The following is a 20,278-nucleotide window of genomic DNA, read 5'->3' on the forward strand; positions in this document are numbered from 1 at the left end:
AATAAGTTTGTAAAGGAGGGGCTGTCAATGAAATTGACAGTATATCATGACGGTCAGTATTTTGTAGGAATGATTGAAAGAGAAGAAAATGGAAAGTTGTATGCAGTACGGCACATTTTTGGTACTGAACCGTCTGATGAAGAAGTGCTTTTGTTTGTAAATGATACGTTGTTACCGTATTTTGATCGTTTTGCTAAATGCGGAGTAGAGATTAAACAGCAAAAACGTCCGAAAAATGTAAAGCGCATGATTCGGCAAGCCGCAAGAGAATTAAAAACTTCAAAATTTACGAAAGCACAAGAAGCGATTCAGTTATGGTATGAAGTGCATAAACAAGAGAAGCAAGTGCAATCGAAAGAAATGCGAGAAGTAGAAAAACGGAAAAAACGTGCGTTAAAAGTGCAGAAAGCGAAACAGAAGCATCGTGGTCACTAAGAAAAACGTCTTAGAGCAAGGTCTCTAAGACGTTTTTCTTAGTAAATGATAACTACACAAAGCAAGTAAGTTTACTTGTATTTTAGAAAGGGTTATTGGTAAGATACAGATAGAGATATGTAAGGAGGGAAAACTTTGATTAATTTCAACTTTTTTATGAATGATGTTGTCCGTCAAGCACGCGAAGAAATCGTGGCAGCTGGTTATACAGAATTAACAACTCCAGAAGCTGTAGATGAAGCGCTGCAAAAGAAAGGTACAACACTTGTAATGGTAAACTCTGTATGTGGCTGTGCAGGGGGAATTGCCCGTCCAGCAGCAGCGCATTCTGTTCATTATGATAAACGCCCAGATAATCTTGTTACTGTATTTGCAGGCCAAGATAAAGAAGCAACAGCACGTGCTCGTGAATATTTTGAAGGATATCCACCGTCATCTCCGTCGTTTGCATTATTAAAAGACGGTAAGATTGTGACAATGGTTGAGCGTCATGAAATTGAAGGTCATGAACCAATGCAAGTTATTGCTAAATTACAATCGTACTTTGAAGAACATTGTGATGAAATGTAATATACGTTTTTAGAACCGTTAAGAATGAAATCTTAACGGTTCTTTTTTATACATAAAATCAGTTGTTTATGCATAAAATTATGCAGTTTACATACTGGTAATGATATGTAGGGAGAATAAAATTAATTTATTTTTATTTTATTTATTGCATAAAAATAAATTAATTGCTACAATACATTCAACGAATAAAAATTCTATAAAAATATTAAATATACAACTTTTAGGAGGAGAAGTAATGAAGAAATTTTTATCAATTTCACTTGCACTTATATTAATCGTAAGTATATTCGGAGCTTGTAGTAAGCGTGAAGAAGCAGGAAGTACTAATAAAAATAAAGTTTTAGTAATGGGAACTTCTGCAGATTATAAACCATTTGAATATGTCGATGCGAAAAAGAGTGACGACATTATCGGTTTCGATATTGATGTTATGAACTATATCAGTAAAGAATTAGGCTATAAAGTTAAAATCAAAGACATGGATTTTAGCGGATTGTTAGCATCATTAGAAGCTGGAAAAGTTGACTTTGTAATGGCTGGGATGACACCGACAGCAGAACGTAAGAAAAATGCTGATTTTACGGACATTTATTTTACTTCTAAAAACTTGATTATTTCTAAAGCAGGTTCAAATATTAAAACATTGCAAGATTTGCAAGGTAAAAAAGTAGGAGTACAAACAGGATCAATTCAAGAAGAAAAGGCAAAGAATTTACAAAAACAAGTATCGTTCCAATTTGAAGGACGTGACCGTATACCAGAACTAATTCAAGAAATTCAAGCAGGCCGTTTTGATGCAATTATTTTAGAAGATACAGTAGCAAAAGGGTATTTAGAAAAAAATAAAGAGTTAAAGAGTGTAGAAATTCCGGAAGCTGCGGATGAAGCTGGTTCAGCAATTGCGCTTCCGAAAAATAGTGATAAGACAGCGGAGTTTAATAAAGTGATTAAGAAAATGAAAGAAAATGGAGAAATGGATAAATTAGTGAAGAAATGGTTTGGCGGCGAGAAATAAGCCGCCTTTCCATCTTCTGGAGAGGACTGACTTAGGATGAACTTGGATTTTTCGCAAATTACGCCATCAATACCGTATATATTAAAGGGATTAGAAGTAACGTTAAAAATTGTTTTTGTAGCTTCTTTGCTTGGTTTTGCGCTAGGTACGCTTTTGGCGCTTTGTAAAATTGCTAGAGTTAAAGTTTTAGGTATTATTGCTGATTTCTATACATCTATTTTCCGTGGTACACCGCTTGTACTACAATTAATGCTTATTTATTATGGTCTCCCTCAACTTACAGGGTATGATATTTCGGCATTTTTAGCAGCAGTTTTAGCATTTAGTTTAAACTCAGGTGCATATATGTCGGAAGTTATTCGCGCCGGAATTCAGGCGGTGGATAAAGGACAAACAGAAGCAGCGATGGCACTCGGTGTTCCATATGGAAAAATGATGCGAAATATTATTTTACCGCAAGCATTAAAGAATATTTTACCAGCATTAGTAAATGAATTTGTTACATTAACGAAAGAGTCAGCAGTTGTTACTGTGATAGGCGCAACAGACTTAATGCGCCGCGCGTATATTGTTGGCGGTGAGACATTGTCATATTTTGAACCACTTTTATTTGTCGGTATGATTTATTACATTCTCGTTATTATTCTTACATTCATTGGAAAAGCTGTTGAAGGGAGAATGAAGAAAAGTGATTAAAGTTAAAAACCTTCATAAATCATTTGGAAATAACGAAGTATTAAAAGATATTACAACAACAATTGGACAGGGCGAAGTAGTAGCGATTATTGGGCCGTCTGGTTCAGGGAAATCAACGTTTTTACGTTGCATGAATTTATTAGAAGTACCATCGAACGGACAAATTTGGATTGGCAATCAAGAGGTAACAAATACGAATACAGATATTATGGAAGTTCGTCAGCATGTTGGGATGGTATTTCAGCATTTTCACTTATTCCCTCATATGACAGTGTTAGAAAATATTACGTATGCTCCTCTTACAGTAAAAGGTATCTCAAAGGATGACGCAGTAAAAAAGGCTGAAGAATTATTAGAAAAAGTGGGATTACTTGAGAAAAAGGATGCATATCCAAATCGCCTTTCTGGTGGACAAAAACAGCGTGTTGCAATTGCAAGAGCATTAGCAATGGAGCCGGATGTTATGCTTTTTGATGAACCGACTTCAGCACTAGACCCAGAGATGGTAAAAGAAGTACTAGAAGTTATGAAATCTCTTGCAACGACAGGAATGACGATGGCGATTGTAACGCACGAAATGGGCTTTGCAAAAGAAGTGGCCGATCGTGTGCTCTTTTTAGACGGCGGAAAACTTGTAGAAGATGCGAAGCCAGAGCAGTTTTTCACAGCACCGGAAAGCAAGCGTGCCCAAGAATTTTTGCAAAAAATGTTGTAATATATAAAAGTTGCGTGAATAATAATGGAAAAAGGATGACATTGCGTCATCCTTTTTTTTATCCCGCATTAACGGGCAGTAAGTCCCCACCTCAAAATTCAGAGAGAAGCAAGGAAGATAGGTGGGTGATAACTGCCCGTAAAAGCCCGACTGGTTCAACTAACCATCAGTGGGGGATGAAAAAATCCCCCACTGATGGAAGTTTCACTGTATACTTATTTTGAAAGTAGTTCGTACATAATAGGAGCGTTAATATGTTTAAAATTGGATATCGAACAGTGAAAACAGCAGCTGGAACTGCCTTGGCTGTGTGGATTGCTCAATTCTTTCATTTGGAGTTTTATAGCACAGCCGGTATTCTTGTTATTTTATGTGTACAAAATACAAAAAGAAAATCATTAGAAGTATCTATTCATCGCTTTTTAGCTTGTTTACTTTCTATGGTGTTTGCATTTTTTATTTTTGAATCGATAGGGTATACACCGCTAGCACTTGGACTTTTATTACTTCTGTTTATTCCAACTGCAGTTATGCTTAAGATTCAAGAAGGGATTGTTACAAGCTCTGTTATTGTTATGCATTTATTTTCATTGCAAAAAATTACGTGGTCAATTGTTGGAAATGAGATTGCAATTTTAACGGTTGGAATTAGTGTTGCTTTGTTAATTAATTTGTACATGCCAAGTGTTGAAAATAAGTTAAGAGAGTACCAACAAAAAATAGAATCTAACTTTAAGACAATTCTGTTTGAAATGGCCGTATATTTAAGAAATCGTGATAGTTTGTGGAATGGAAAAGAGTTAATTGAAACGGAAGAATTACTTGAAAAGGCAAAAGATTTGTCTTTCAAAAAGTTAGAAAATCAATTTATGCGTGAAGATGATTACTACTATCGTTATTTTCAAATGCGCCAGCAGCAGTATGAAATTTTAGAAAGAATCATGCCGTTAGCCGCTTCGTTATCTTGGTCATATGAACAAGCGGGTATGGTGGCGGATGTAATTGAAAATATTGGGACTGCAATTAGCCCAGAAAGTACGGGGGTTATTTCATTAAGGCAACTGCAGGAGATGCGAGAAATCTTTCGGGAAATGCCGCTTCCAAAAACGCGAGAAGAATTTGAAACGCGTGCTAAGCTCTTTCAACTCGTCTATGAAATAGAGCAATATTTACTCATTAAAAGTCGATTCAAAGGGAAATATAACATCAAAGAATTAATATAAGAAGGAAGGAATGAGATATGCCATATCTTCTTTCATTCATATTATTTATTTCCCTATCGCCGCTTTGGCCGCTCGGTGAAAATCCACGTGTTGGCGATCCGCTTATTATCGTCAATAAACAAACGAACCAACTTGCATATATTCATGATGGAAAGATACAAAATACATTTCCAGTTGGAACAGGTAAAACGAATGATTTGACGCCAGAGGGTACATTTGATGTTGTGATGAAAGTAAAAAATCCATATTATATTGCAAAGAATATTCCAGGTGGTTCACCGGAAAATCCACTCGGTTCTAGATGGATTGGGTTTAATGCCCGAGGTACGGATGGCAGTAAATATGGAATACACGGAACGAATCAGCCAAGCTCGATTGGCAAATATGTTTCGCAAGGGTGTATTCGCATGTATAAAAAAGATGTAGAGTATTTATACGATCAGGTTCCAATTGGAACAAAAGTATGGATTGTTAAATCAAAAAAATCATTTGAGCAGCTTGCAAAAGAAAAAGGCGCGATTGCTTACGAAAAAGGCCAGCAGTATATGTTGGCTTTTTATTGTATTGAATCTTGTCTTGATACGTGTACATATAGAATGCGTTTATGAAGATAAATTGAAATTTCCTTTCTTGAGGGAGGTTTATCCCGCTATTCGCGGGCAGTAAGACCCCTACTGATGGAAGTTTCACTTTATTGTTCGTTAATGAGAGGTAAATAAAGGCTTGGTGAAAAGGGGTTGCTGTTATGTATATAAATCAGAGCTTACCATACATTCAATTTTTGGTAGCATTTCTTTCTGTTATTGCTTTTATATTGGCTATTTTTAATATCTTTCCGTTCACTATAGCTATCTTTTTTATTTCTCTTCTCAATTTTACTTTTGCAATAGCCGCTTTTTATCAGAAACATTACAGCAGCTTTGTACTAGCACTCGCGATGGGACTTGCGTTTAGTATCGCTGGTATTGTGATTATAATAAAATAACAAGGACAAAGCAGTCCTTGTTTACCAAAACATACTTATCCCAGTAAGCAATGTTGTTATAAGCATTGTAATTAACATAACATAAACCATAATTTTTTGAGTTTTTTTATTCATATTGATCCTCCTTACGAATCTCTTCTATTTATCCCGTTATTCGCGGGCAGTAAGACCCCCAACTCAAGATTTAGAGAAAAGCGAAGAAGATAAGTGGGGGATAACTGCTGGCATGCGCCCGATTGGTGAGAGCTTTCCATCAGTGGGGGGGAAGAACCCCCCCACTGATGGAAGTTTCACTTTATTGTAACGAGAAATAAAAAAGGAGACAAGGGATTTACTTAGACAAAATTGAAAGTAGTAAGGTTATTGTGATTAAAAAATAATGTAAAAAACACCTTGTACCATCTCTTTCGAAAATTTTACGAAATTCTGCTATAATAGTCATTGTTACATACATAATGCAGGAGGCGCATTCTCATGATTAATCAAGAACGTTTAGTGAATGAATTTATGGAACTTGTGCAAGTAGACTCTGAAACAAAATACGAAGCTGAAATTTGCAAAGTATTAAAAGAAAAATTCTCTTCTTTAGGCGTTGAAGTATTTGAAGACGATACAATGGGTGAGACTGGTCACGGTGCTGGTAACTTAGTTTGTACATTACCAGCAACAAAAGAAGGCGTAGATACAATTTACTTTACTTCTCATATGGATACAGTTGTTCCTGGTAAAGGAATTAAGCCGTCTATTCAAGACGGTTATATCGTATCAGACGGTACAACGATTTTAGGTGCTGATGATAAAGCTGGACTTGCATCAATGTTTGAAGCAATTCGCGTGTTAAAAGAGAAAAATATTGCATACGGAAAAATCGAATTTATCATTACAGTTGGTGAAGAATCTGGTCTTGTAGGTGCAAAAGCATTAGACCGTGAACGTATAACAGCGAAATATGGTTATGCATTAGACAGCGATGGAAAGGTTGGAGAAATCGTTGTTGCAGCGCCAACACAAGCAAAAGTAAATGCAATTATTCGCGGTAAAACAGCTCATGCAGGTGTAGCACCAGAAAAAGGTGTATCTGCAATTACAATTGCAGCAAAATCTATTGCAAAAATGCCACTTGGCCGCATTGATTCTGAAACAACTGCAAATATCGGTCGTTTTGAAGGCGGTACACAAACAAATATCGTTTGTGACTATGTAGAAATTTTTGCTGAAGCACGTTCCTTAGTAGACGAAAAAATGCAAGAGCAAGTTCGCAAAATGAAAGAAGCATTTGAATCTACAGCTAAAGAAATGGGCGGACAAGCGGAAGTAGAAGTAAAAGTAATGTACCCAGGATTCAAATTTGCTGATGGTGATCATGTTGTAGAGGTTGCAAAACGTGCTGCTGAAAAAATCGGTCGTACACCATCTCTTCATCAAAGCGGTGGCGGCAGCGATGCAAACGTAATTGCTGGACATGGTATTCCAACAGTAAACTTAGCAATTGGTTATGAAGAAATTCATACAACAAACGAAAAAATTCCTGTTGAAGAATTAGTAAAAACAGCAGAAATGGTTGTTGCGATTATTGAAGAAGTAGCGAAGTAATGTGGAAATAGAGGTTAGCATAAAAGCTAGCCTCTTTTTATTTTGATTCCAACGCCTTCACGAGGCGAATAAACCAATACAGAAAAATCCATGGGAGGATGTATAAAGTTGAAAATGGTAATAGAGAGGAAAGAAGCCCTTGAGCATCGATACCTATGACTGGAAGTAGTAAATAGATGATCAACAAGCAGAAAACAGATAGTGAAATTAGATAAAGGGGTTTTACACGTGTAGTCATGTTTTCTCCTTAACCTCCTTGAAATTTCCATGTGGACATACTTCTATAAATTAGCAATTTCCTCCTCTATAAAATTGATTTTTTTATAATGTTTTTGATAAAATAAGAACGAATGTTCCTGTGAGGTGAGAACGATGCGTGAAATGTATCCGAAAAATGGCCGCGTCATTTTGCATGTTGATATGAATTGTTTTTATGCATCTGTAGAAATCGCACATGATGCATCATTGCAAGGTAAAGCGTTAGCGATAGCTGGGGATGCGAAGGAACGGAAAGGAATTATTGTAACGTGCAGTTATGAAGCAAGGGCGAAGGGAATTCGTGCGACAATGCCTGTTTGGGAAGCAAAACGATTATGTCCGGAACTTGTTATAAAACATCCAAATTTTGAGTTATACAGAGAGGCTTCTTTTGCATTGTTTCAAATTCTTGCGCGGTTTACTGAAAAAATTCAACCTGTTTCAATTGACGAAGGGTATTTAGATATTACAGAGTGTTATGGACTCGGTTCACCGTTAGAAATTGCTCAAATGATTCAACGAACATTACTAACAGAATTACAGCTTCCGTGCAGCATTGGGATTGCTCCGAACTTATTTCTAGCAAAAACAGCCTCTGATATGAAAAAACCTCTAGGTATTACAGTGCTTCGTAAACGAGATGTACAAGAGCTTCTTTGGCCGCTTCCAGTTGAAAAGATGCATGGGATTGGAAAGAAAACAGCAGAAAAATTAAAAGATGTACATATACATACAATTGGGGATTTAGCTACTGGAAAAGCTCATATTATTCGTTCTGTAATTGGAAGTCATGGATTGGATTTACAAAAACGTGCAAACGGTATAGATAATAGGGATGTTGATCCAAGTCAAATGGGACAATATAAAACAATCGGAAATTCTATTACGTTGCCAAAAGATGTGGACGAAGAGAAGGAATTGCTGGATATGTTAGAGCGCTTATCTCAATCTGTGAGCCGAAGATTACAAAAACGTGCTCTCGTTACATATAATATTCAAATTATGATTAAATACTATAATCGCCGAACGATTACGCGCAGTAAATTGTTAGAAAATGCAATTTGGGAATCACCAGATATTTTTCAAGCAACAATAAGGCTATGGAAAAAACATTGGGATGGTGACCCTGTTAGATTACTTGGCATTACTGCTTGTGAATTGGAATGGAAAACAGAAGCGACTAAACAGCTTGATTTATTTTCTTTTGAAGAAGATGCGAAGGCAGAGCCGCTTTTGACAGTGATGGAACAACTAAATAGTAAGTATGGTACGAAGGTTATTCAGCACGGCAGTCAATTGTTTCGACAACAAGAGAGAACATTTCAGCAAAATTTAGAGAATAAATTCATATGAAAAATTGCCATGTAATAAATTAAATTTCATTGATAATGTAAAGCATCAGATTCCTACAAAAGCAGCGAAGGATTTAAATGAAATGATTAAGCAATTTGCAACAATACATGACAAATGATAGGCATTTTGTATTTAAACCAGCCGTTTTGCTTATTCATCCCAACATAAAAAGGTATCGGAAGCCGATACCTTTTTATGTTTTAATACGTAAATATATTATGAGATATAAGGACTTTCGTAAATCACAATGTCTGTATTAGTCGTCGTAGAAATGCGTTGTGCATAATATGTGATGGAAGAAGAGATGTATTCTGGTACCGCTTGAACTGTATGCAATGCAATATATTCATGAATTAATTCTTTTAATGTAGACCATTGTAATTCTGCTGGTGTTTCAGAAATAAATGAACTTACCCAGCGATCAAAAGAAGAAGAAAAGTCAGTTTGTAAACGAAATACTTCTTTCATTGTTTCAGCCACCTTGTATAAATGATAGTATCATTTTACTACAAAAAAACGAACGAGTGTAAAGTTTTTTGTGGTAAACGTTCGTGTTATATAGTTGTCTAGATGAGTGATTTGTACAAAGTATATTTGCCATTTTTGTTTATATTCCGTAAGATAGCGATAGATATTATGAAATGCTTGGAGGATGCAACGTGGAATTTGTATTTTTAGGAACGGGAGCTGGTGTTCCTTCAAAGGGAAGAAACGTATCAGCGATAGCTTTGCAATTATTAGAAGAACGAGGTGCAACGTGGCTGTTTGACTGCGGTGAGGCAACACAGCATCAAATTTTACATACATCAGTGCGCCCGCGTCGCATTGAGAAAATATTTATTACGCATTTACACGGGGATCATATTTTTGGATTACCAGGTTTGTTAGGCAGCCGTTCTTTTCAAGGAGGAACAACTCCGTTAACTGTATATGGCCCAAAAGGGATTAAACAGTTTATTGAAGTAGCATTGGCAGTGAGTACAACACATGTGAAATACCCGATAGAGATTATAGAAATTACCGAAGAAGGTATTGTATATGAAGATAAGCAATTTCTTGTGGAAACGAAACGGTTGTCACATGGAATTGAATGTTTTGGCTATCGTATTGTAGAAAAGGATATTCCAGGGCATCTTCTCGTAGATAAATTATTAGAGGAAGGAATTAAACCGGGACCAATCTTTAGGCGGTTAAAGGATGGAGAAACAGTAGAGATTGAGGATGGACGTATACTTTGCGGAAAGGATTTCATTGGACCACCTCAAAAAGGACGAATTATTACAATTTTAGGCGATACACGTTATTGCGAAGCCAGTATTGAATTAGCGCAGGATGCTGATGTACTTGTACATGAAGCGACGTTCGGCGCGGAAGATTCACAGCAAGCTCATGATTATTATCATTCTACAACACAGCAAGCGGCGAATATTGCGCTGCAAGCAAATGTAAAACAAATGATTTTAACTCATATTAGTTCTCGCTATCAAGGTGAAGCATGTAACATGCTCGTTGAAGAAGCGAGACAAGTATTTCCAAACACGGAAATTGCAGCAGATTTAAAAAGTTTTCCTGTATCAAAATAATGAAAAAACTATGACAGAGATAACGTATGTATCTGTCATGGTTTTTTATTGTATCGTTTTCGTAAAATAGAGAAGAATTACTTATGGTAAAATACTATTAAACTGAATGTGTGAAAAATTCGTCTTTAGTTTGAAATATTAAAAAATTTAAATTCTGTAAAAAAAGAGATATAATGAAAGCGTATTCAAGTTGTTTGTACGTAATAAATTTATGTTTTGTTTGTTTTTGTAAAAAAATAAAATAAATCAAGAAGTGACAAGATGACTCTTATATATTATGATAGCTGATGGTATGTATCAGTTTATTAAATTGATTCTATAAATTTATTAGTACAAATAGAAAAACAAAAAAGCGACAGATTAATAGATTATTAGTAGGTAACTTTTTCATAATGAAGATTTAGGGGGAACTATTATGAAATATCGCTCAGTTTTTGATATTATTGGTCCAGTTATGATTGGTCCATCTAGTTCACATACAGCAGGTGCAGCAAGAATGGGGCAAGTTTCTCGTCAGCTGTTCCGTCATGAACCTGAGAAAATTATCATTTCTTTATATGGTTCGTTTGCGAAAACGTATCGAGGTCATGGTACAGATGTAGCGCTTGTTGGGGGCATACTAGGATTTGAAACGGATGATCCTCGTATTCCGCAGGCACTTGAAATTGCAAAAGAACGTGGAATTGATGTTACATTTATTGAAGAAGAAGCACAAGCAGTACATCCAAATACAGCGAAAATTCGTTTGTATAAAGCTGAGGATGAAATTGAAGTGGTTGCTTGTTCAATCGGCGGTGGGAAAATTGAAGTTGTGGAGCTAAATGGATTTGATTTGCAATTAACAGGTACAAGTCCGGCACTTCTTATCGTAAATAATGATCGTTTTGGAGCAATTGCCTCAGTTACATCTATTCTTGCAAAGCACGAAATCAATATTAGTATGATGAGTGTTTCACGTAAGGAAAAAGGAAGAAAAGCGTTAATGGTCATTGAAACGGATGAGTTGTTAGCAGATGAGATAATCGATGAAATTAACGCGCAGTCAAATATTTGTCAAGTAACCATCATGGATTAATAGCAGGGGGGACACAACATGTTTCGGAACGCAGCGGAACTAGTTGCACAAGCAGAAGAGAAAAACGTAAAAATCGCAGAGATTATGATTCAATGTGAGATGGAAACAAGAAAACTTTCTCGTGAAGATGTAATCGCTGGTATGGAAAGAAATTTAGTTGTAATGGAAAAAGCAGTAGAGCGTGGAATTCAAGGCGTAAAATCTCCGACTGGACTTACTGGCGGAGACGCAGTGAAAGTACAAGCGTACATGAAAAGCGGAAAAGGGTTGTCTGGGGATACAATTTTAGATGCGGTAAGTAAAGCTGTCGCAACGAATGAAGTAAACGCTGCTATGGGTATTATTTGCGCAACGCCAACAGCTGGTTCAGCTGGAACAGTACCAGGTGTACTATTTGCGCTAAAAGAAAAATTAAACCCAACACGTGAAGAAATGATTGAATTTCTATTTACAGCTGGTGCGTTCGGTATGGTAGTAGCGAATAATGCTTGCATTGCCGGGGCAGCTGGTGGGTGCCAAGCGGAAGTCGGTTCAGCAAGTGGTATGGCAGCGGCAGCAGCTGTTGAAATGGCTGGGGGTACACCAGAGCAAGCAGCAACAGCGATGAGTATCGCACTTAAGAATATGCTTGGTTTAGTATGTGATCCTGTTGCAGGGCTTGTAGAAGTGCCGTGTGTAAAACGTAATGCAGCAGGTGCATCAAATGCGATGATTGCAGCTGATTTATCATTAGCTGGTGTAACGAGTGCTATTCCTTGTGATGAAGTAATTGAAGCGATGTACCGCATCGGACAATCGATGCCAAGTGCGCTTCGTGAAACAGCAGAAGGCGGTCTTGCGGCAACGCCAACGGGGCGTCGTTTGCAAGAGGAAATTTTTGGAAAGAAAAGTGAATAAGAGAAAAACCTTGCTTACTCAGCAAGGTTTTTTATTTTTCATTTACAAATTTCTCTAACGTTTCACCAAGCTCGTGAGAACGTTTTGTTGCTTCTGTAATACATTGAATAAGTGCTTCTTGAAATTGAAAGCTTTTCAATATTTCAATGCCAGCTTCCGTCGTTCCTCCTGGTGATGTAATTTCTTTTCGTAATATGGAAGGGTGCTTTGTATTTGTTTTTAACATCTCTGCGGCACCAATCATTGTTTGGAGAATAAGTGATTTTGCAACAGTTTCCTCTAGGCCGATTTGTTTTGCAGCATTTTCCATCGCTTCGACAACGTAATAAATATAAGCTGGTCCACTTCCTGATAAAGCGGTGACAGCATGCATGTGTTTTTCTTTTACAACAGAAACAAGACCAATTGTTTCAAAAAGCGTTTTTGCAAGCATGATATGTTCTTCTTTTGCGTGAACGGAAGGAGAAATAGCAGTAGCGGATTTTAAAATTGCTGATGATGTATTTGGCATTGCACGGATGATAGGAACATTTTTTTGTAATAAATTAGTAATGGATGTCGTAGATACACCTGCTAATAATGAAATGATTAATTGATTCTCTGTAATGTAATCCCGTAATGGAGTAAGAGCTTCCACAACATCTTTTGGTTTCATTGCTAAAAATATAATATCGGCATGAGCAAGCAGCTCTTTTTTATCATGTGTACCATGTACTCCGTAGCGATGATGTAACTCTTGCAGTCTTCTTTCATTAGAGCGATTACTGACAGTAATTTCTTCCCCTTTTACAACGTGAGCTTGTAATAAGCCGGCAAGCGTAGCTTCGGCAATTGAACCTGCACCGACAAAAGCAATTTTTCGTAGTGACATGATGAGTCCTCCTTTTACTGTGTATATGAGAATAACTTATAAATTTACATACATTCGGTTCTGTATAGAAAATCCCTTCTTTTTGTCTGAAAATAATGACAAATTTTTATATAAGATGTAAACTGAAGGAAGATTCATTTTTTGAAACGGAAAGAAAGAGGGGCGAATATGTATGACAGTCATTCATCGAATGGAAATTCCTGTTCCATTTGCGGTTGAAACAGTCAATGTTTTTTTAGTAGAGGGAGAAACACTTACATTAATTGATACAGGAACAAATACAAAAGAATCGAGACTTGCACTGGAGAAACAACTAGCTGCATTAGGATATAAAGTAGAAGACATTGAAACGGTTGTTCTTACACACCACCATGCAGATCATTGCGGATTGCTGGATATATTTTCTGAACGAACAAATATTGTCGGTCATCCGTGGAATGAGCCATGGATTACACAAAATCCGCAATTTATAAAGCGTTATCAACAGTTCTTTTTAGAAGCATCTGTACAGTTTGGAGTTCCAGAAGTCTTGTTACCACAAGGTGCATTGTTAACGAAAACAATGATTTACTCCTGTAAACGTTCGCTTACACATACTGTACGAGAAGGAGATCGTATTGCTTCTTTACCGGAGTTTACGGTGATTGAAACACCGGGTCATGCTTCTACCCATATTTCTTTATATCGTGAAAGAGATGGGGTGTTAATTGGCGGGGATGTGTTGATTGGGCATATTTCTTCTAATCCAATTCTAGAACCGCCATATGAGGGAGAAATAGAACGAGCACAACCGATGCTGCAGTACAATGAAACATTAAAGCGCTTAGCTCGTATGAATATTTCACGTGTTCTATCAGGGCATGGAGAAGATGTTCTTGATGTGGTAGGACTAGTAAATGAGCGATTACAAAAACAAGAGGCACGAGCTTTTAAAGTATTAAATTTATTAAAAGCACAACCGATGACAGCATTCGAGGTGTGTGTCAAACTATTTCCTACGCTATATGAAAAGCAGTTACCGCTTACCATCTCTGAAACAGTTGGACAATTAGATTTTTTAGCATATAATCAACAAGTGATGATTGACAAGTCATCTAAACAATGGATTTACTATGCAAAGTAGGTGACATCTATGAATCGGCGTTTACAAGATAAAGTAATCGTCATTACAGGAGCTTCCAGTGGAATTGGAGAAGAGATAGCGTTGCAAGTAGCGGAGCAAGGTGCAACTCCTGTATTAATTGCCCGTACAGAAGAAAAATTACGAGCGCTCAAACAAAAAATTGAAAGCATATATTGTACGCCTTGCCATTATTATGTTTTGGATGTTAGTAATGAAGAAGAAGTGGAGGTTGTTTTTACACAAATTCTTCAGGATATAGGATGTATTGATATATTAGTCAATAATGCTGGTTTTGGTGTTTTTAAAACATTCGTTGATGCATCCGTTCAAGAGGTAAAGGATATGTTTGATGTAAATGTATTTGGTTTAGTAGCGTGTACGAAGGCGGTTTTACCTTATATGATTAAACGAAATAGTGGACAAATTGTGAATATTGCTTCGCTAGCAGGGAAAATTGCAACACCGAAATCAAGTGCATATGCAGCAACAAAGCATGCAGTATTAGGGGTTACCAATAGTTTGCGCATGGAACTTGCAAATACAAATATTACTGTAACAGCCATTAATCCAGGTCCAATTGATACAAACTTCCATACGATAGCAGATCAATCTGGTACATACGTAAAAAGTGTGGGACGTTACATATTAAAACCAAACTATGTAGCGCATCAAGTTGTAAAAGCAATTGAAATGAAAAAGCGTGAAGTAAATCTACCCAAGTGGATGAGTTTAGGGCCGATTATTTTTTCATTGTTTCCAGGGTTATTTGAGCGTGTAGCTGGAAAATCACTAAGTAAAAAATAGGAGATTCTCTTTTTGAGAATCTCCTATTTTTTATTCATTAAATTTTCTATTGCTGATTCTAGTTCAGTATTTTTTTTGTAATAATATCCGTTAATTTCAGAAGTCGTGAAACGGCCTACTTCTTCGTTCTTTTTATACATCTTTACGGAATATAAATATCCGACTATTTTTTCTTGTTTTTTTTCTATTGTGAATGTAATAGACTGCATGCGATTGATCCATTCATCGATATGTGTTTGATTTGTGATAATCGTATTTTCTCCGTTTCCTTTCGTTATTTCTACTTTTGTTACATGAACATGAGGATAAATGTCCGTAAAGTTTATGATGCTATCTTGGCAAGCTGTTAAAAAGAAAGTAAGTAATCCGAGAAGAATAAAAATTTTTTTCATTTTTTATAATCTCCTTTTCATGCTTCCTACTCCTTTAACATGTTATAAGTTTCTCAATCTCTACGATAGCGTAATGTATTCATATACAACATCCTCTATAGCCTCATACAAATCAATCTCTGTATTATTAGAAATCATGTTTTGAATACGTTCTACAAGCATTTTATAGTCTTCTTGTGAAGTTGGCGTACATTGATATTGTTGAAAACTTTTTATAATCATTTTTTGAATTAGTTTTTCATTCATGATTTTTCCCACCTACATGTATATATGTATTGTTTTTATTGTACTTGAATTAGAAAAGAAAGTCTCTATATTGTTAATTTGCATAAAAATTCATGTATTTTAAAAGTTTTATTAGTAAAACAACTTTTTGTATCAATTTTTATTATTAAAAAATTTATAAATATTTAATTGACTTCATAAATATACAATATTATAATCATACTTAAATCTAAAAGGTAATGAGGAGGAATTATGAAAGCGGCAATTATTGGGGCAACTGGATACGGAGGAATTGAGCTTTTACGGTTATTAACACATCATCCAAGCTTTACGGTGACATCGGTACATTCTTTTTCGCAAATTGGAGAAGTTATGACAACACCTTATCCTCATTTATCTACTTTTATTTCTCATACATTAGAAGAAGTAGATGTTGAAGGAATTGCAAAAGAAGCAGATCTTGTATTTTTAGCAACACCGGCTGGGGTATCAGCGAATTTGACTCCAAGTTTACTAGAGTCTGGTATGAGAGTTATTGATTTATCTGGAGATTTTCGAATTCGAAAGTCGTCTATATATGAAGAGTGGTATAAAAAAACAGCTGCGAAAGAAGAAGTATTACAACAAGCTGTATATGGATTGACGGAGTGGAAAAAAAGTGAAATTGCAACTGCAAGCTTAATTGCGAATCCGGGATGTTATGCAACTGCAACATTGCTGGCGGCCGCGCCGTTAGTAAAAAACGGCATAATTGAAGTGGATTCACTTATTATTGATGCAAAATCAGGGGTTTCTGGAGCTGGAAAAACACCAACAAGTATGACGCATTTTCCAGAAATTCACGATAATTTATACATTTATAAGGTAAACGAACATCAGCATGTCCCGGAAATTGAGCAAATGTTGCAAGAGTGGGATGAGAACATGAAACCAATCACATTTAGTACACACCTTATTCCAATTACAAGGGGAATTATGGTAACGCTCTATGCAAAGGTAAAGCGGGAAATAACAGATGATGTACTTCAACAGGTTTATGAAGAGAGTTATTGCCACTCACCGTTTGTAAGAATACGAGAAAAGGGAATTTTTCCAAGTCCGAAAGAAGTAAGGGGATCTAACTTTTGTGACATTGGAACGGCTTATGATAAGCGGACAGGACGAATTACGATTGTAGCAGTTATTGATAATGTAATGAAGGGTGCAGCTGGGCAGGCTGTGCAAAATGCAAATATATTGGCAGGAGTGGAAGAAACGAAGAATTTACACTTTATGCCGTTGTATCCGTAAGGGGGAAGAAAGATGATTGAAACGGTATTATGTACGAAGATAGAAAACGGTTCGATTGTAACACCAAAAGGGTTTGCAGCGATTGGAATTCATGCAGGATTAAGAAAAGAGAAGAAAGACATAGGGGCAATCCTATGTGAAGTACCAGCTAGCTGTGCGGCTGTTTATACGCAAAATCAATTTCAAGCAGCTCCTCTTGTTGTTACGAAAGAAAGTATTGCTGCCAAGCAAAAATTACAAGCCATTATTGTCAATAGTGCAAATGCAAATTCTTGTACAGGGGCAAAAGGACTGCAAGATGCATATGAAATGCGTGCATTAGTAGCCAAGCAGTTTCATATAGAGGAGCATTACGTTGCGGTAGCATCTACAGGAGTTATTGGGCAGCCTCTACCAATGGAGAAAGTACGAAGTGGTATTGCTTCTTTACAACCATCAAAAGAAGTAGAAATTGCTACATCATTTTATGAAGCTATTTTGACAACAGATTTAGTTGCGAAACAATCGTGCTATAAGCTCTCTATTGAAGGAAAAGAGGTTACAATTGCCGGGGCTGCAAAAGGATCAGGGATGATTCATCCGAATATGGCAACGATGCTTGGGTTTATTACGACTGATGTGAATATTGAAAGTGAAGCATTGCAAAGAGCTTTATCCCAAATTACGAATCAAACATTTAATCAAATTACAGTTGATGGTGATACATCTACAAATGATATGGTACTTGTTATGGCAAGCGGCCTATCAAATACAACCGCAATATGTGAAGGGCATCCAGAATGGGAGAAATTTTTGATGGCGCTTGGAAAGGTTTGTGAAGATTTAGCAAAACAAATTGCAAAAGATGGAGAAGGAGCAACCAAGTTAATTGAAATAAATGTGCATGGCACACGAACTGTAGAAGAAGCAAATATGATTGCGAAGCAAATCGTTGGTTCCAATCTTGTGAAAGCAGCTGCATACGGTGAGGATGCAAACTGGGGTCGTATTATTAGCGCAATTGGACAAAGCGGCATTGTCATTGAGCCAAGTACAGTTGATATTTATATCCAGTCCATTGCCGTATTAAAAGGTAGTGAACCGCAACATTTTTCAGAAGAAGAGATGAAACAAATGTTACAGCAATCAGAGATTGTTATGGATGTATATGTACATATTGGCAAAGCAAGCGGAAGAGCATGGGGATGCGACTTAAGTTATGAATATGTGAAAATTAATGCTTGTTATCACACATAAGGAGAGAAGAGATGAGAGAGCGTATTGTAATAAAGTGTGGCGGTAGTATGTTAGCTCATTTAGGTGAAACATTTTTCCAATGCATGAAACAAATGGTAGAAATGTATGATGTGATTATTGTTCATGGCGGTGGACCTGAAATTGATGCGATGCTAAACAAATTAAGTATCCCGATTGAAAAGAAAGATGGATTACGTGTGACAACAGCAGAGGTAATGGAAATTGTGCAAATGGTATTATGCGGTAGTACAAACAAGACATTGGTTTCAAAGCTAAATGAACAAGAGCTTGGAGCGATTGGATTATCCGGTTGTGATGGAATGCTATTGAAAGTTGCTCCATTAGAAGAGGAATTTGGCTTTGTTGGTGAAGTGCAATATGTTCAAACAATGCTGCTAGAACATTTGTTGGCAAATCGATTTGTTCCTGTTGTTGCGCCTGTTGGAGTAATGGATGGGCAAGTATACAACGTCAATGCAGATACAGCGGCAGCAGCAATTGCGACAGCGATGAATGCGAAAAATTTAATTTTTATTACAGATGTAGATGGTGTCATATATAAGGAGGAGCTCCTTGAGCAAGCAGAGGAAAAGCAGCTTCTTGAGCTTATAGACAATGGAATTATTACTGGTGGAATGATTCCGAAAGTAAAAGCAGCACTGATGTCATTGGAACTAGGTGTGAAGGATGTTGTAATTGTAAACGGTACGCAACGTTTTCTGACAAATAAAGGAGAGTGGGTTGGTACAACAATAAAAAAGGGGGGGATCTATAATGGGACAGCATGTTTTTCCAACATACAGTAGACGAAACATTGAAATTGTGAAAGGCAGCGGCACAAAGGTTACAGATAAACAAGGAAAGCAATATTTAGATTTTACTTCTGGAATTGCAGTATGCAATTTAGGACATTGTCATCCAGCGGTCGTAAATGCTGTAGAAAAGCAATTAAAAACAATATGGCATATTTCAAATTTATTTCCGCATACAGTGCAAGAAGAAGTAGCCGCGTTATTAACGAAAGATCGAGAATTAGACTACGCATTTTTTTGTAATAGCGGAGCTGAAGCGAATGAAGCAGCGCTGAAGTTAGCCCGTAAGTATACAGGGAAATCAGTCGTAATTACGTGTAAACAATCGTTTCACGGACGAACGTTTGGAACAATGAGTGCAACAGGACAATCTAAAATCCACGATGGATTCGGCCCGCTCCTCCCAAGTTTTCTGCATCTACCTTTTAATGATATTGTTGCATTTCGAGAGGCAATGAATGAAGAGGTTGCAGCTGTTATGGTAGAAATTGTGCAGGGAGAAGGTGGTGTTCTTCCAGCAGATATCACATTTTTACGTGAAATCGAGAAGTTGTGTCATGTATACGGAGCACTTTTTATCATTGATGAAGTGCAAACAGGAATCGGGAGAACAGGGACGTTATTTGCATATGAACAAATGGGAATTTCACCTGATATTGTCACAGTCGCAAAAGCACTTGGAAATGGTATTCCAGTTGGAGCGATGCTTGGTAAGAAAGAGTTAGGGTCTGTTTTTTCTCCAGGAACACATGGTTCGACGTTTGGTGGGAACTTTATTGCTATGACAGCAGCAAAAGAAGTATTACAAATCATTTCACAGTCTTCTTTCTTGCAAGAAGTACAAGAAAAAGGTACATATTTTTTACGAAAATTACAAGAAGAATTGCAGGATATAGATTGGATTATTGATATTCGCGGGAAAGGGCTTATGATTGGGGTTGTTTGCAAGGGAGAAGTTAGTGCTATGGTGGCCGCGCTAGAGAAAGAAGGGCTGCTTGTTTTGCAAGCCGGGCCCAATGTACTGCGTGTATTACCGCCACTTATCGTAACGAAAGAGGAAATAGATGAAGCGGTGCATATGATGAATCGTGTATGCAAACAAACATTGATTAAATAGAGGGGGAATT

General features: G+C 36.8%; 25 protein-coding genes and 1 pseudogene. 20 read left to right on the forward strand and 6 right to left on the reverse strand.

Annotated features, from left to right (window positions below):
- Positions 1–27: 27 nt before the first annotated feature.
- The 8 genes from AB1279_RS06865 (at position 28) to AB1279_RS06900 (ending at position 5,639) form a co-directional block, all read left to right on the forward strand.
- Positions 28–435 carry a YjdF family protein gene (locus AB1279_RS06865; protein WP_429758242.1) on the forward strand — a complete coding sequence of 136 codons (408 nt, stop codon included), beginning with the start codon at positions 28–30 and terminating at the stop codon, positions 433–435.
- 156 nt (positions 436–591) lie between these two features.
- Complete coding sequence (locus AB1279_RS06870; protein WP_429754442.1) at positions 592–1,005, forward strand: BrxA/BrxB family bacilliredoxin; 414 nt, start codon at positions 592–594, stop codon at positions 1,003–1,005.
- Between the two features lie 235 nt (positions 1,006–1,240).
- The gene (locus tag AB1279_RS06875; RefSeq protein ID WP_429753942.1) at positions 1,241–2,020 is read left to right on the forward strand and encodes a transporter substrate-binding domain-containing protein; all 780 of its coding nucleotides are present in this window, start codon (positions 1,241–1,243) and stop codon (positions 2,018–2,020) included.
- A 36-nt stretch (positions 2,021–2,056) separates the two neighbouring features.
- Complete coding sequence (locus AB1279_RS06880) at positions 2,057–2,716, forward strand: amino acid ABC transporter permease (protein WP_429753943.1); 660 nt, start codon at positions 2,057–2,059, stop codon at positions 2,714–2,716.
- Positions 2,709–3,431 (forward strand): amino acid ABC transporter ATP-binding protein, encoded by a 723-nt coding sequence (locus tag AB1279_RS06885; RefSeq protein WP_429758243.1) that lies wholly within the window; start codon positions 2,709–2,711, stop codon positions 3,429–3,431. The genes AB1279_RS06880 and AB1279_RS06885 overlap by 8 nt, the downstream gene beginning before the upstream one ends.
- A gap of 254 nt (positions 3,432–3,685) precedes the next feature.
- Positions 3,686–4,654 carry an aromatic acid exporter family protein gene (locus tag AB1279_RS06890; RefSeq protein WP_429758244.1) on the forward strand — a complete coding sequence of 323 codons (969 nt, stop codon included), beginning with the start codon at positions 3,686–3,688 and terminating at the stop codon, positions 4,652–4,654.
- Positions 4,655–4,671: 17 nt separating this feature from the next.
- Positions 4,672–5,262 (forward strand): L,D-transpeptidase, encoded by a 591-nt coding sequence (locus AB1279_RS06895; RefSeq protein WP_429753946.1) that lies wholly within the window; start codon positions 4,672–4,674, stop codon positions 5,260–5,262.
- 137 nt (positions 5,263–5,399) lie between these two features.
- Positions 5,400–5,639: a DUF3894 domain-containing protein gene (locus tag AB1279_RS06900; RefSeq protein ID WP_429753947.1), complete on the forward strand. Its 240-nt coding sequence runs from the start codon at positions 5,400–5,402 to the stop codon at positions 5,637–5,639.
- A gap of 21 nt (positions 5,640–5,660) precedes the next feature.
- Here AB1279_RS06900 and prli42 read toward each other — a convergent pair whose 3' ends face one another.
- Positions 5,661–5,753, reverse strand: a complete 93-nt coding sequence (prli42, locus tag AB1279_RS06905) for a stressosome-associated protein Prli42 (protein WP_336481567.1) — start codon at positions 5,751–5,753, stop codon at positions 5,661–5,663.
- 360 nt (positions 5,754–6,113) lie between these two features.
- Here prli42 and AB1279_RS06910 point away from each other — a divergent pair, with 360 nt between their 5' ends.
- On the forward strand, positions 6,114–7,232 hold the full coding sequence (locus AB1279_RS06910) for a tripeptidase T (RefSeq protein WP_429758245.1): 1,119 nt from the start codon (positions 6,114–6,116) through the stop codon (positions 7,230–7,232).
- A 37-nt stretch (positions 7,233–7,269) separates the two neighbouring features.
- Here AB1279_RS06910 and AB1279_RS06915 read toward each other — a convergent pair whose 3' ends face one another.
- Positions 7,270–7,470 (reverse strand): hypothetical protein, encoded by a 201-nt coding sequence (locus tag AB1279_RS06915; protein ID WP_429758246.1) that lies wholly within the window; start codon positions 7,468–7,470, stop codon positions 7,270–7,272.
- 134 nt (positions 7,471–7,604) lie between these two features.
- Here AB1279_RS06915 and AB1279_RS06920 point away from each other — a divergent pair, with 134 nt between their 5' ends.
- Together AB1279_RS06920 and AB1279_RS06925 are read left to right on the forward strand one after the other, a co-directional pair.
- Positions 7,605–8,843: a DNA polymerase IV gene (locus AB1279_RS06920; RefSeq protein ID WP_429758247.1), complete on the forward strand. Its 1,239-nt coding sequence runs from the start codon at positions 7,605–7,607 to the stop codon at positions 8,841–8,843.
- Positions 8,839–8,961 (forward strand): annotated as a pseudogene (locus AB1279_RS06925) (alpha/beta fold hydrolase); the annotation flags it as partial. The gene AB1279_RS06920 and the pseudogene AB1279_RS06925, both read left to right, overlap by 5 nt.
- Before the next feature lie 98 nt (positions 8,962–9,059).
- Here AB1279_RS06925 and AB1279_RS06930 read toward each other — a convergent pair.
- Complete coding sequence (locus tag AB1279_RS06930; RefSeq protein ID WP_429753951.1) at positions 9,060–9,311, reverse strand: DUF3932 family protein; 252 nt, start codon at positions 9,309–9,311, stop codon at positions 9,060–9,062.
- A 191-nt stretch (positions 9,312–9,502) separates the two neighbouring features.
- Between AB1279_RS06930 and rnz the strand changes: the two genes are divergently transcribed.
- From rnz to sdaAA, 3 genes are all read left to right on the forward strand, one after another.
- The gene (gene rnz / locus AB1279_RS06935; RefSeq protein WP_429758248.1) at positions 9,503–10,426 is read left to right on the forward strand and encodes a ribonuclease Z; all 924 of its coding nucleotides are present in this window, start codon (positions 9,503–9,505) and stop codon (positions 10,424–10,426) included.
- 415 nt (positions 10,427–10,841) lie between these two features.
- Complete coding sequence (gene sdaAB / locus AB1279_RS06940; RefSeq protein ID WP_336481559.1) at positions 10,842–11,501, forward strand: L-serine ammonia-lyase, iron-sulfur-dependent subunit beta; 660 nt, start codon at positions 10,842–10,844, stop codon at positions 11,499–11,501.
- Positions 11,502–11,519: 18 nt separating this feature from the next.
- Positions 11,520–12,398, forward strand: a complete 879-nt coding sequence (gene sdaAA, locus AB1279_RS06945) for an L-serine ammonia-lyase, iron-sulfur-dependent, subunit alpha (RefSeq protein ID WP_336481558.1) — start codon at positions 11,520–11,522, stop codon at positions 12,396–12,398.
- Positions 12,399–12,429: 31 nt separating this feature from the next.
- Here the strand turns inward: sdaAA and proI are convergent, their stop codons facing one another.
- Positions 12,430–13,269: a pyrroline-5-carboxylate reductase ProI gene (gene proI, locus AB1279_RS06950; RefSeq protein WP_429758249.1), complete on the reverse strand. Its 840-nt coding sequence runs from the start codon at positions 13,267–13,269 to the stop codon at positions 12,430–12,432.
- A gap of 172 nt (positions 13,270–13,441) precedes the next feature.
- Between proI and AB1279_RS06955 the strand changes: the two genes are divergently transcribed.
- Both AB1279_RS06955 and AB1279_RS06960 read left to right on the forward strand, forming a co-directional pair.
- On the forward strand, positions 13,442–14,392 hold the full coding sequence (locus AB1279_RS06955; RefSeq protein ID WP_429758250.1) for an MBL fold metallo-hydrolase: 951 nt from the start codon (positions 13,442–13,444) through the stop codon (positions 14,390–14,392).
- A gap of 9 nt (positions 14,393–14,401) precedes the next feature.
- Positions 14,402–15,196 (forward strand): SDR family NAD(P)-dependent oxidoreductase, encoded by a 795-nt coding sequence (locus tag AB1279_RS06960; protein ID WP_429758251.1) that lies wholly within the window; start codon positions 14,402–14,404, stop codon positions 15,194–15,196.
- A 23-nt stretch (positions 15,197–15,219) separates the two neighbouring features.
- On the opposite strand, the gene AB1279_RS06965 is transcribed toward AB1279_RS06960, so the two are convergent.
- On the reverse strand, positions 15,220–15,588 hold the full coding sequence (locus tag AB1279_RS06965; protein WP_429758252.1) for a hypothetical protein: 369 nt from the start codon (positions 15,586–15,588) through the stop codon (positions 15,220–15,222).
- A 60-nt stretch (positions 15,589–15,648) separates the two neighbouring features.
- On the reverse strand, positions 15,649–15,834 hold the full coding sequence (locus AB1279_RS06970) for a YqzH family protein (RefSeq protein ID WP_336481553.1): 186 nt from the start codon (positions 15,832–15,834) through the stop codon (positions 15,649–15,651).
- A gap of 231 nt (positions 15,835–16,065) precedes the next feature.
- On the opposite strand from AB1279_RS06970, the gene argC reads away from it, so the two are divergent.
- From argC to AB1279_RS06990, 4 genes are read left to right on the forward strand one after another with little or no spacing between them, the layout of a single operon-like run.
- Positions 16,066–17,103 carry an N-acetyl-gamma-glutamyl-phosphate reductase gene (argC, locus tag AB1279_RS06975; RefSeq protein WP_429758253.1) on the forward strand — a complete coding sequence of 346 codons (1,038 nt, stop codon included), beginning with the start codon at positions 16,066–16,068 and terminating at the stop codon, positions 17,101–17,103.
- A 12-nt stretch (positions 17,104–17,115) separates the two neighbouring features.
- Positions 17,116–18,339, forward strand: coding sequence for a bifunctional glutamate N-acetyltransferase/amino-acid acetyltransferase ArgJ (gene argJ / locus AB1279_RS06980; protein ID WP_429758254.1), 1,224 nt, complete (start codon positions 17,116–17,118; stop codon positions 18,337–18,339).
- A gap of 11 nt (positions 18,340–18,350) precedes the next feature.
- A complete protein-coding gene (gene argB / locus AB1279_RS06985; protein ID WP_429758255.1) occupies positions 18,351–19,145 on the forward strand; it encodes an acetylglutamate kinase in 795 nt (264 codons plus the stop codon).
- Positions 19,114–20,268, forward strand: coding sequence for an acetylornithine transaminase (locus AB1279_RS06990; RefSeq protein WP_429753959.1), 1,155 nt, complete (start codon positions 19,114–19,116; stop codon positions 20,266–20,268). The genes argB and AB1279_RS06990 overlap by 32 nt, the downstream gene beginning before the upstream one ends.
- Positions 20,269–20,278 lie beyond the last annotated feature (10 nt).

It is taken from the genome of Bacillus sp. S14(2024), from assembly GCF_050473785.1.
GTDB classification, from domain to species: Bacteria; Bacillota; Bacilli; order Bacillales; family Bacillaceae_G; genus Bacillus_A; species Bacillus_A yunxiaonensis.

What these genes read in the sequence shown, in the direction of transcription:
- AB1279_RS06865 (WP_429758242.1), top strand. Translation starts at nt 28, where the DNA reads ATGAAATTGACAGTATATCATGACGGTCAGTATTTTGTAGGAATGATT.
- AB1279_RS06870 (WP_429754442.1), top strand. Translation starts at nt 592, where the DNA reads ATGAATGATGTTGTCCGTCAAGCACGCGAAGAAATCGTGGCAGCTGGT.
- AB1279_RS06875 (WP_429753942.1), top strand. Translation starts at nt 1,241, where the DNA reads ATGAAGAAATTTTTATCAATTTCACTTGCACTTATATTAATCGTAAGT.
- AB1279_RS06880 (WP_429753943.1), top strand. Translation starts at nt 2,057, where the DNA reads ATGAACTTGGATTTTTCGCAAATTACGCCATCAATACCGTATATATTA.
- AB1279_RS06890 (WP_429758244.1), top strand. Translation starts at nt 3,686, where the DNA reads ATGTTTAAAATTGGATATCGAACAGTGAAAACAGCAGCTGGAACTGCC.
- AB1279_RS06895 (WP_429753946.1), top strand. Translation starts at nt 4,672, where the DNA reads ATGCCATATCTTCTTTCATTCATATTATTTATTTCCCTATCGCCGCTT.
- AB1279_RS06900 (WP_429753947.1), top strand. Translation starts at nt 5,400, where the DNA reads ATGTATATAAATCAGAGCTTACCATACATTCAATTTTTGGTAGCATTT.
- prli42 (WP_336481567.1), bottom strand. Translation starts at nt 5,753, where the DNA reads ATGAATAAAAAAACTCAAAAAATTATGGTTTATGTTATGTTAATTACA.
- AB1279_RS06910 (WP_429758245.1), top strand. Translation starts at nt 6,114, where the DNA reads ATGATTAATCAAGAACGTTTAGTGAATGAATTTATGGAACTTGTGCAA.
- AB1279_RS06915 (WP_429758246.1), bottom strand. Translation starts at nt 7,470, where the DNA reads ATGACTACACGTGTAAAACCCCTTTATCTAATTTCACTATCTGTTTTC.
- AB1279_RS06920 (WP_429758247.1), top strand. Translation starts at nt 7,605, where the DNA reads ATGCGTGAAATGTATCCGAAAAATGGCCGCGTCATTTTGCATGTTGAT.
- AB1279_RS06930 (WP_429753951.1), bottom strand. Translation starts at nt 9,311, where the DNA reads ATGAAAGAAGTATTTCGTTTACAAACTGACTTTTCTTCTTCTTTTGAT.
- sdaAB (WP_336481559.1), top strand. Translation starts at nt 10,842, where the DNA reads ATGAAATATCGCTCAGTTTTTGATATTATTGGTCCAGTTATGATTGGT.
- sdaAA (WP_336481558.1), top strand. Translation starts at nt 11,520, where the DNA reads ATGTTTCGGAACGCAGCGGAACTAGTTGCACAAGCAGAAGAGAAAAAC.
- proI (WP_429758249.1), bottom strand. Translation starts at nt 13,269, where the DNA reads ATGTCACTACGAAAAATTGCTTTTGTCGGTGCAGGTTCAATTGCCGAA.
- AB1279_RS06955 (WP_429758250.1), top strand. Translation starts at nt 13,442, where the DNA reads ATGACAGTCATTCATCGAATGGAAATTCCTGTTCCATTTGCGGTTGAA.
- AB1279_RS06960 (WP_429758251.1), top strand. Translation starts at nt 14,402, where the DNA reads ATGAATCGGCGTTTACAAGATAAAGTAATCGTCATTACAGGAGCTTCC.
- AB1279_RS06965 (WP_429758252.1), bottom strand. Translation starts at nt 15,588, where the DNA reads ATGAAAAAAATTTTTATTCTTCTCGGATTACTTACTTTCTTTTTAACA.
- AB1279_RS06970 (WP_336481553.1), bottom strand. Translation starts at nt 15,834, where the DNA reads ATGAATGAAAAACTAATTCAAAAAATGATTATAAAAAGTTTTCAACAA.
- argC (WP_429758253.1), top strand. Translation starts at nt 16,066, where the DNA reads ATGAAAGCGGCAATTATTGGGGCAACTGGATACGGAGGAATTGAGCTT.
- argJ (WP_429758254.1), top strand. Translation starts at nt 17,116, where the DNA reads ATGATTGAAACGGTATTATGTACGAAGATAGAAAACGGTTCGATTGTA.
- argB (WP_429758255.1), top strand. Translation starts at nt 18,351, where the DNA reads ATGAGAGAGCGTATTGTAATAAAGTGTGGCGGTAGTATGTTAGCTCAT.
- AB1279_RS06990 (WP_429753959.1), top strand. Translation starts at nt 19,114, where the DNA reads ATGGGACAGCATGTTTTTCCAACATACAGTAGACGAAACATTGAAATT.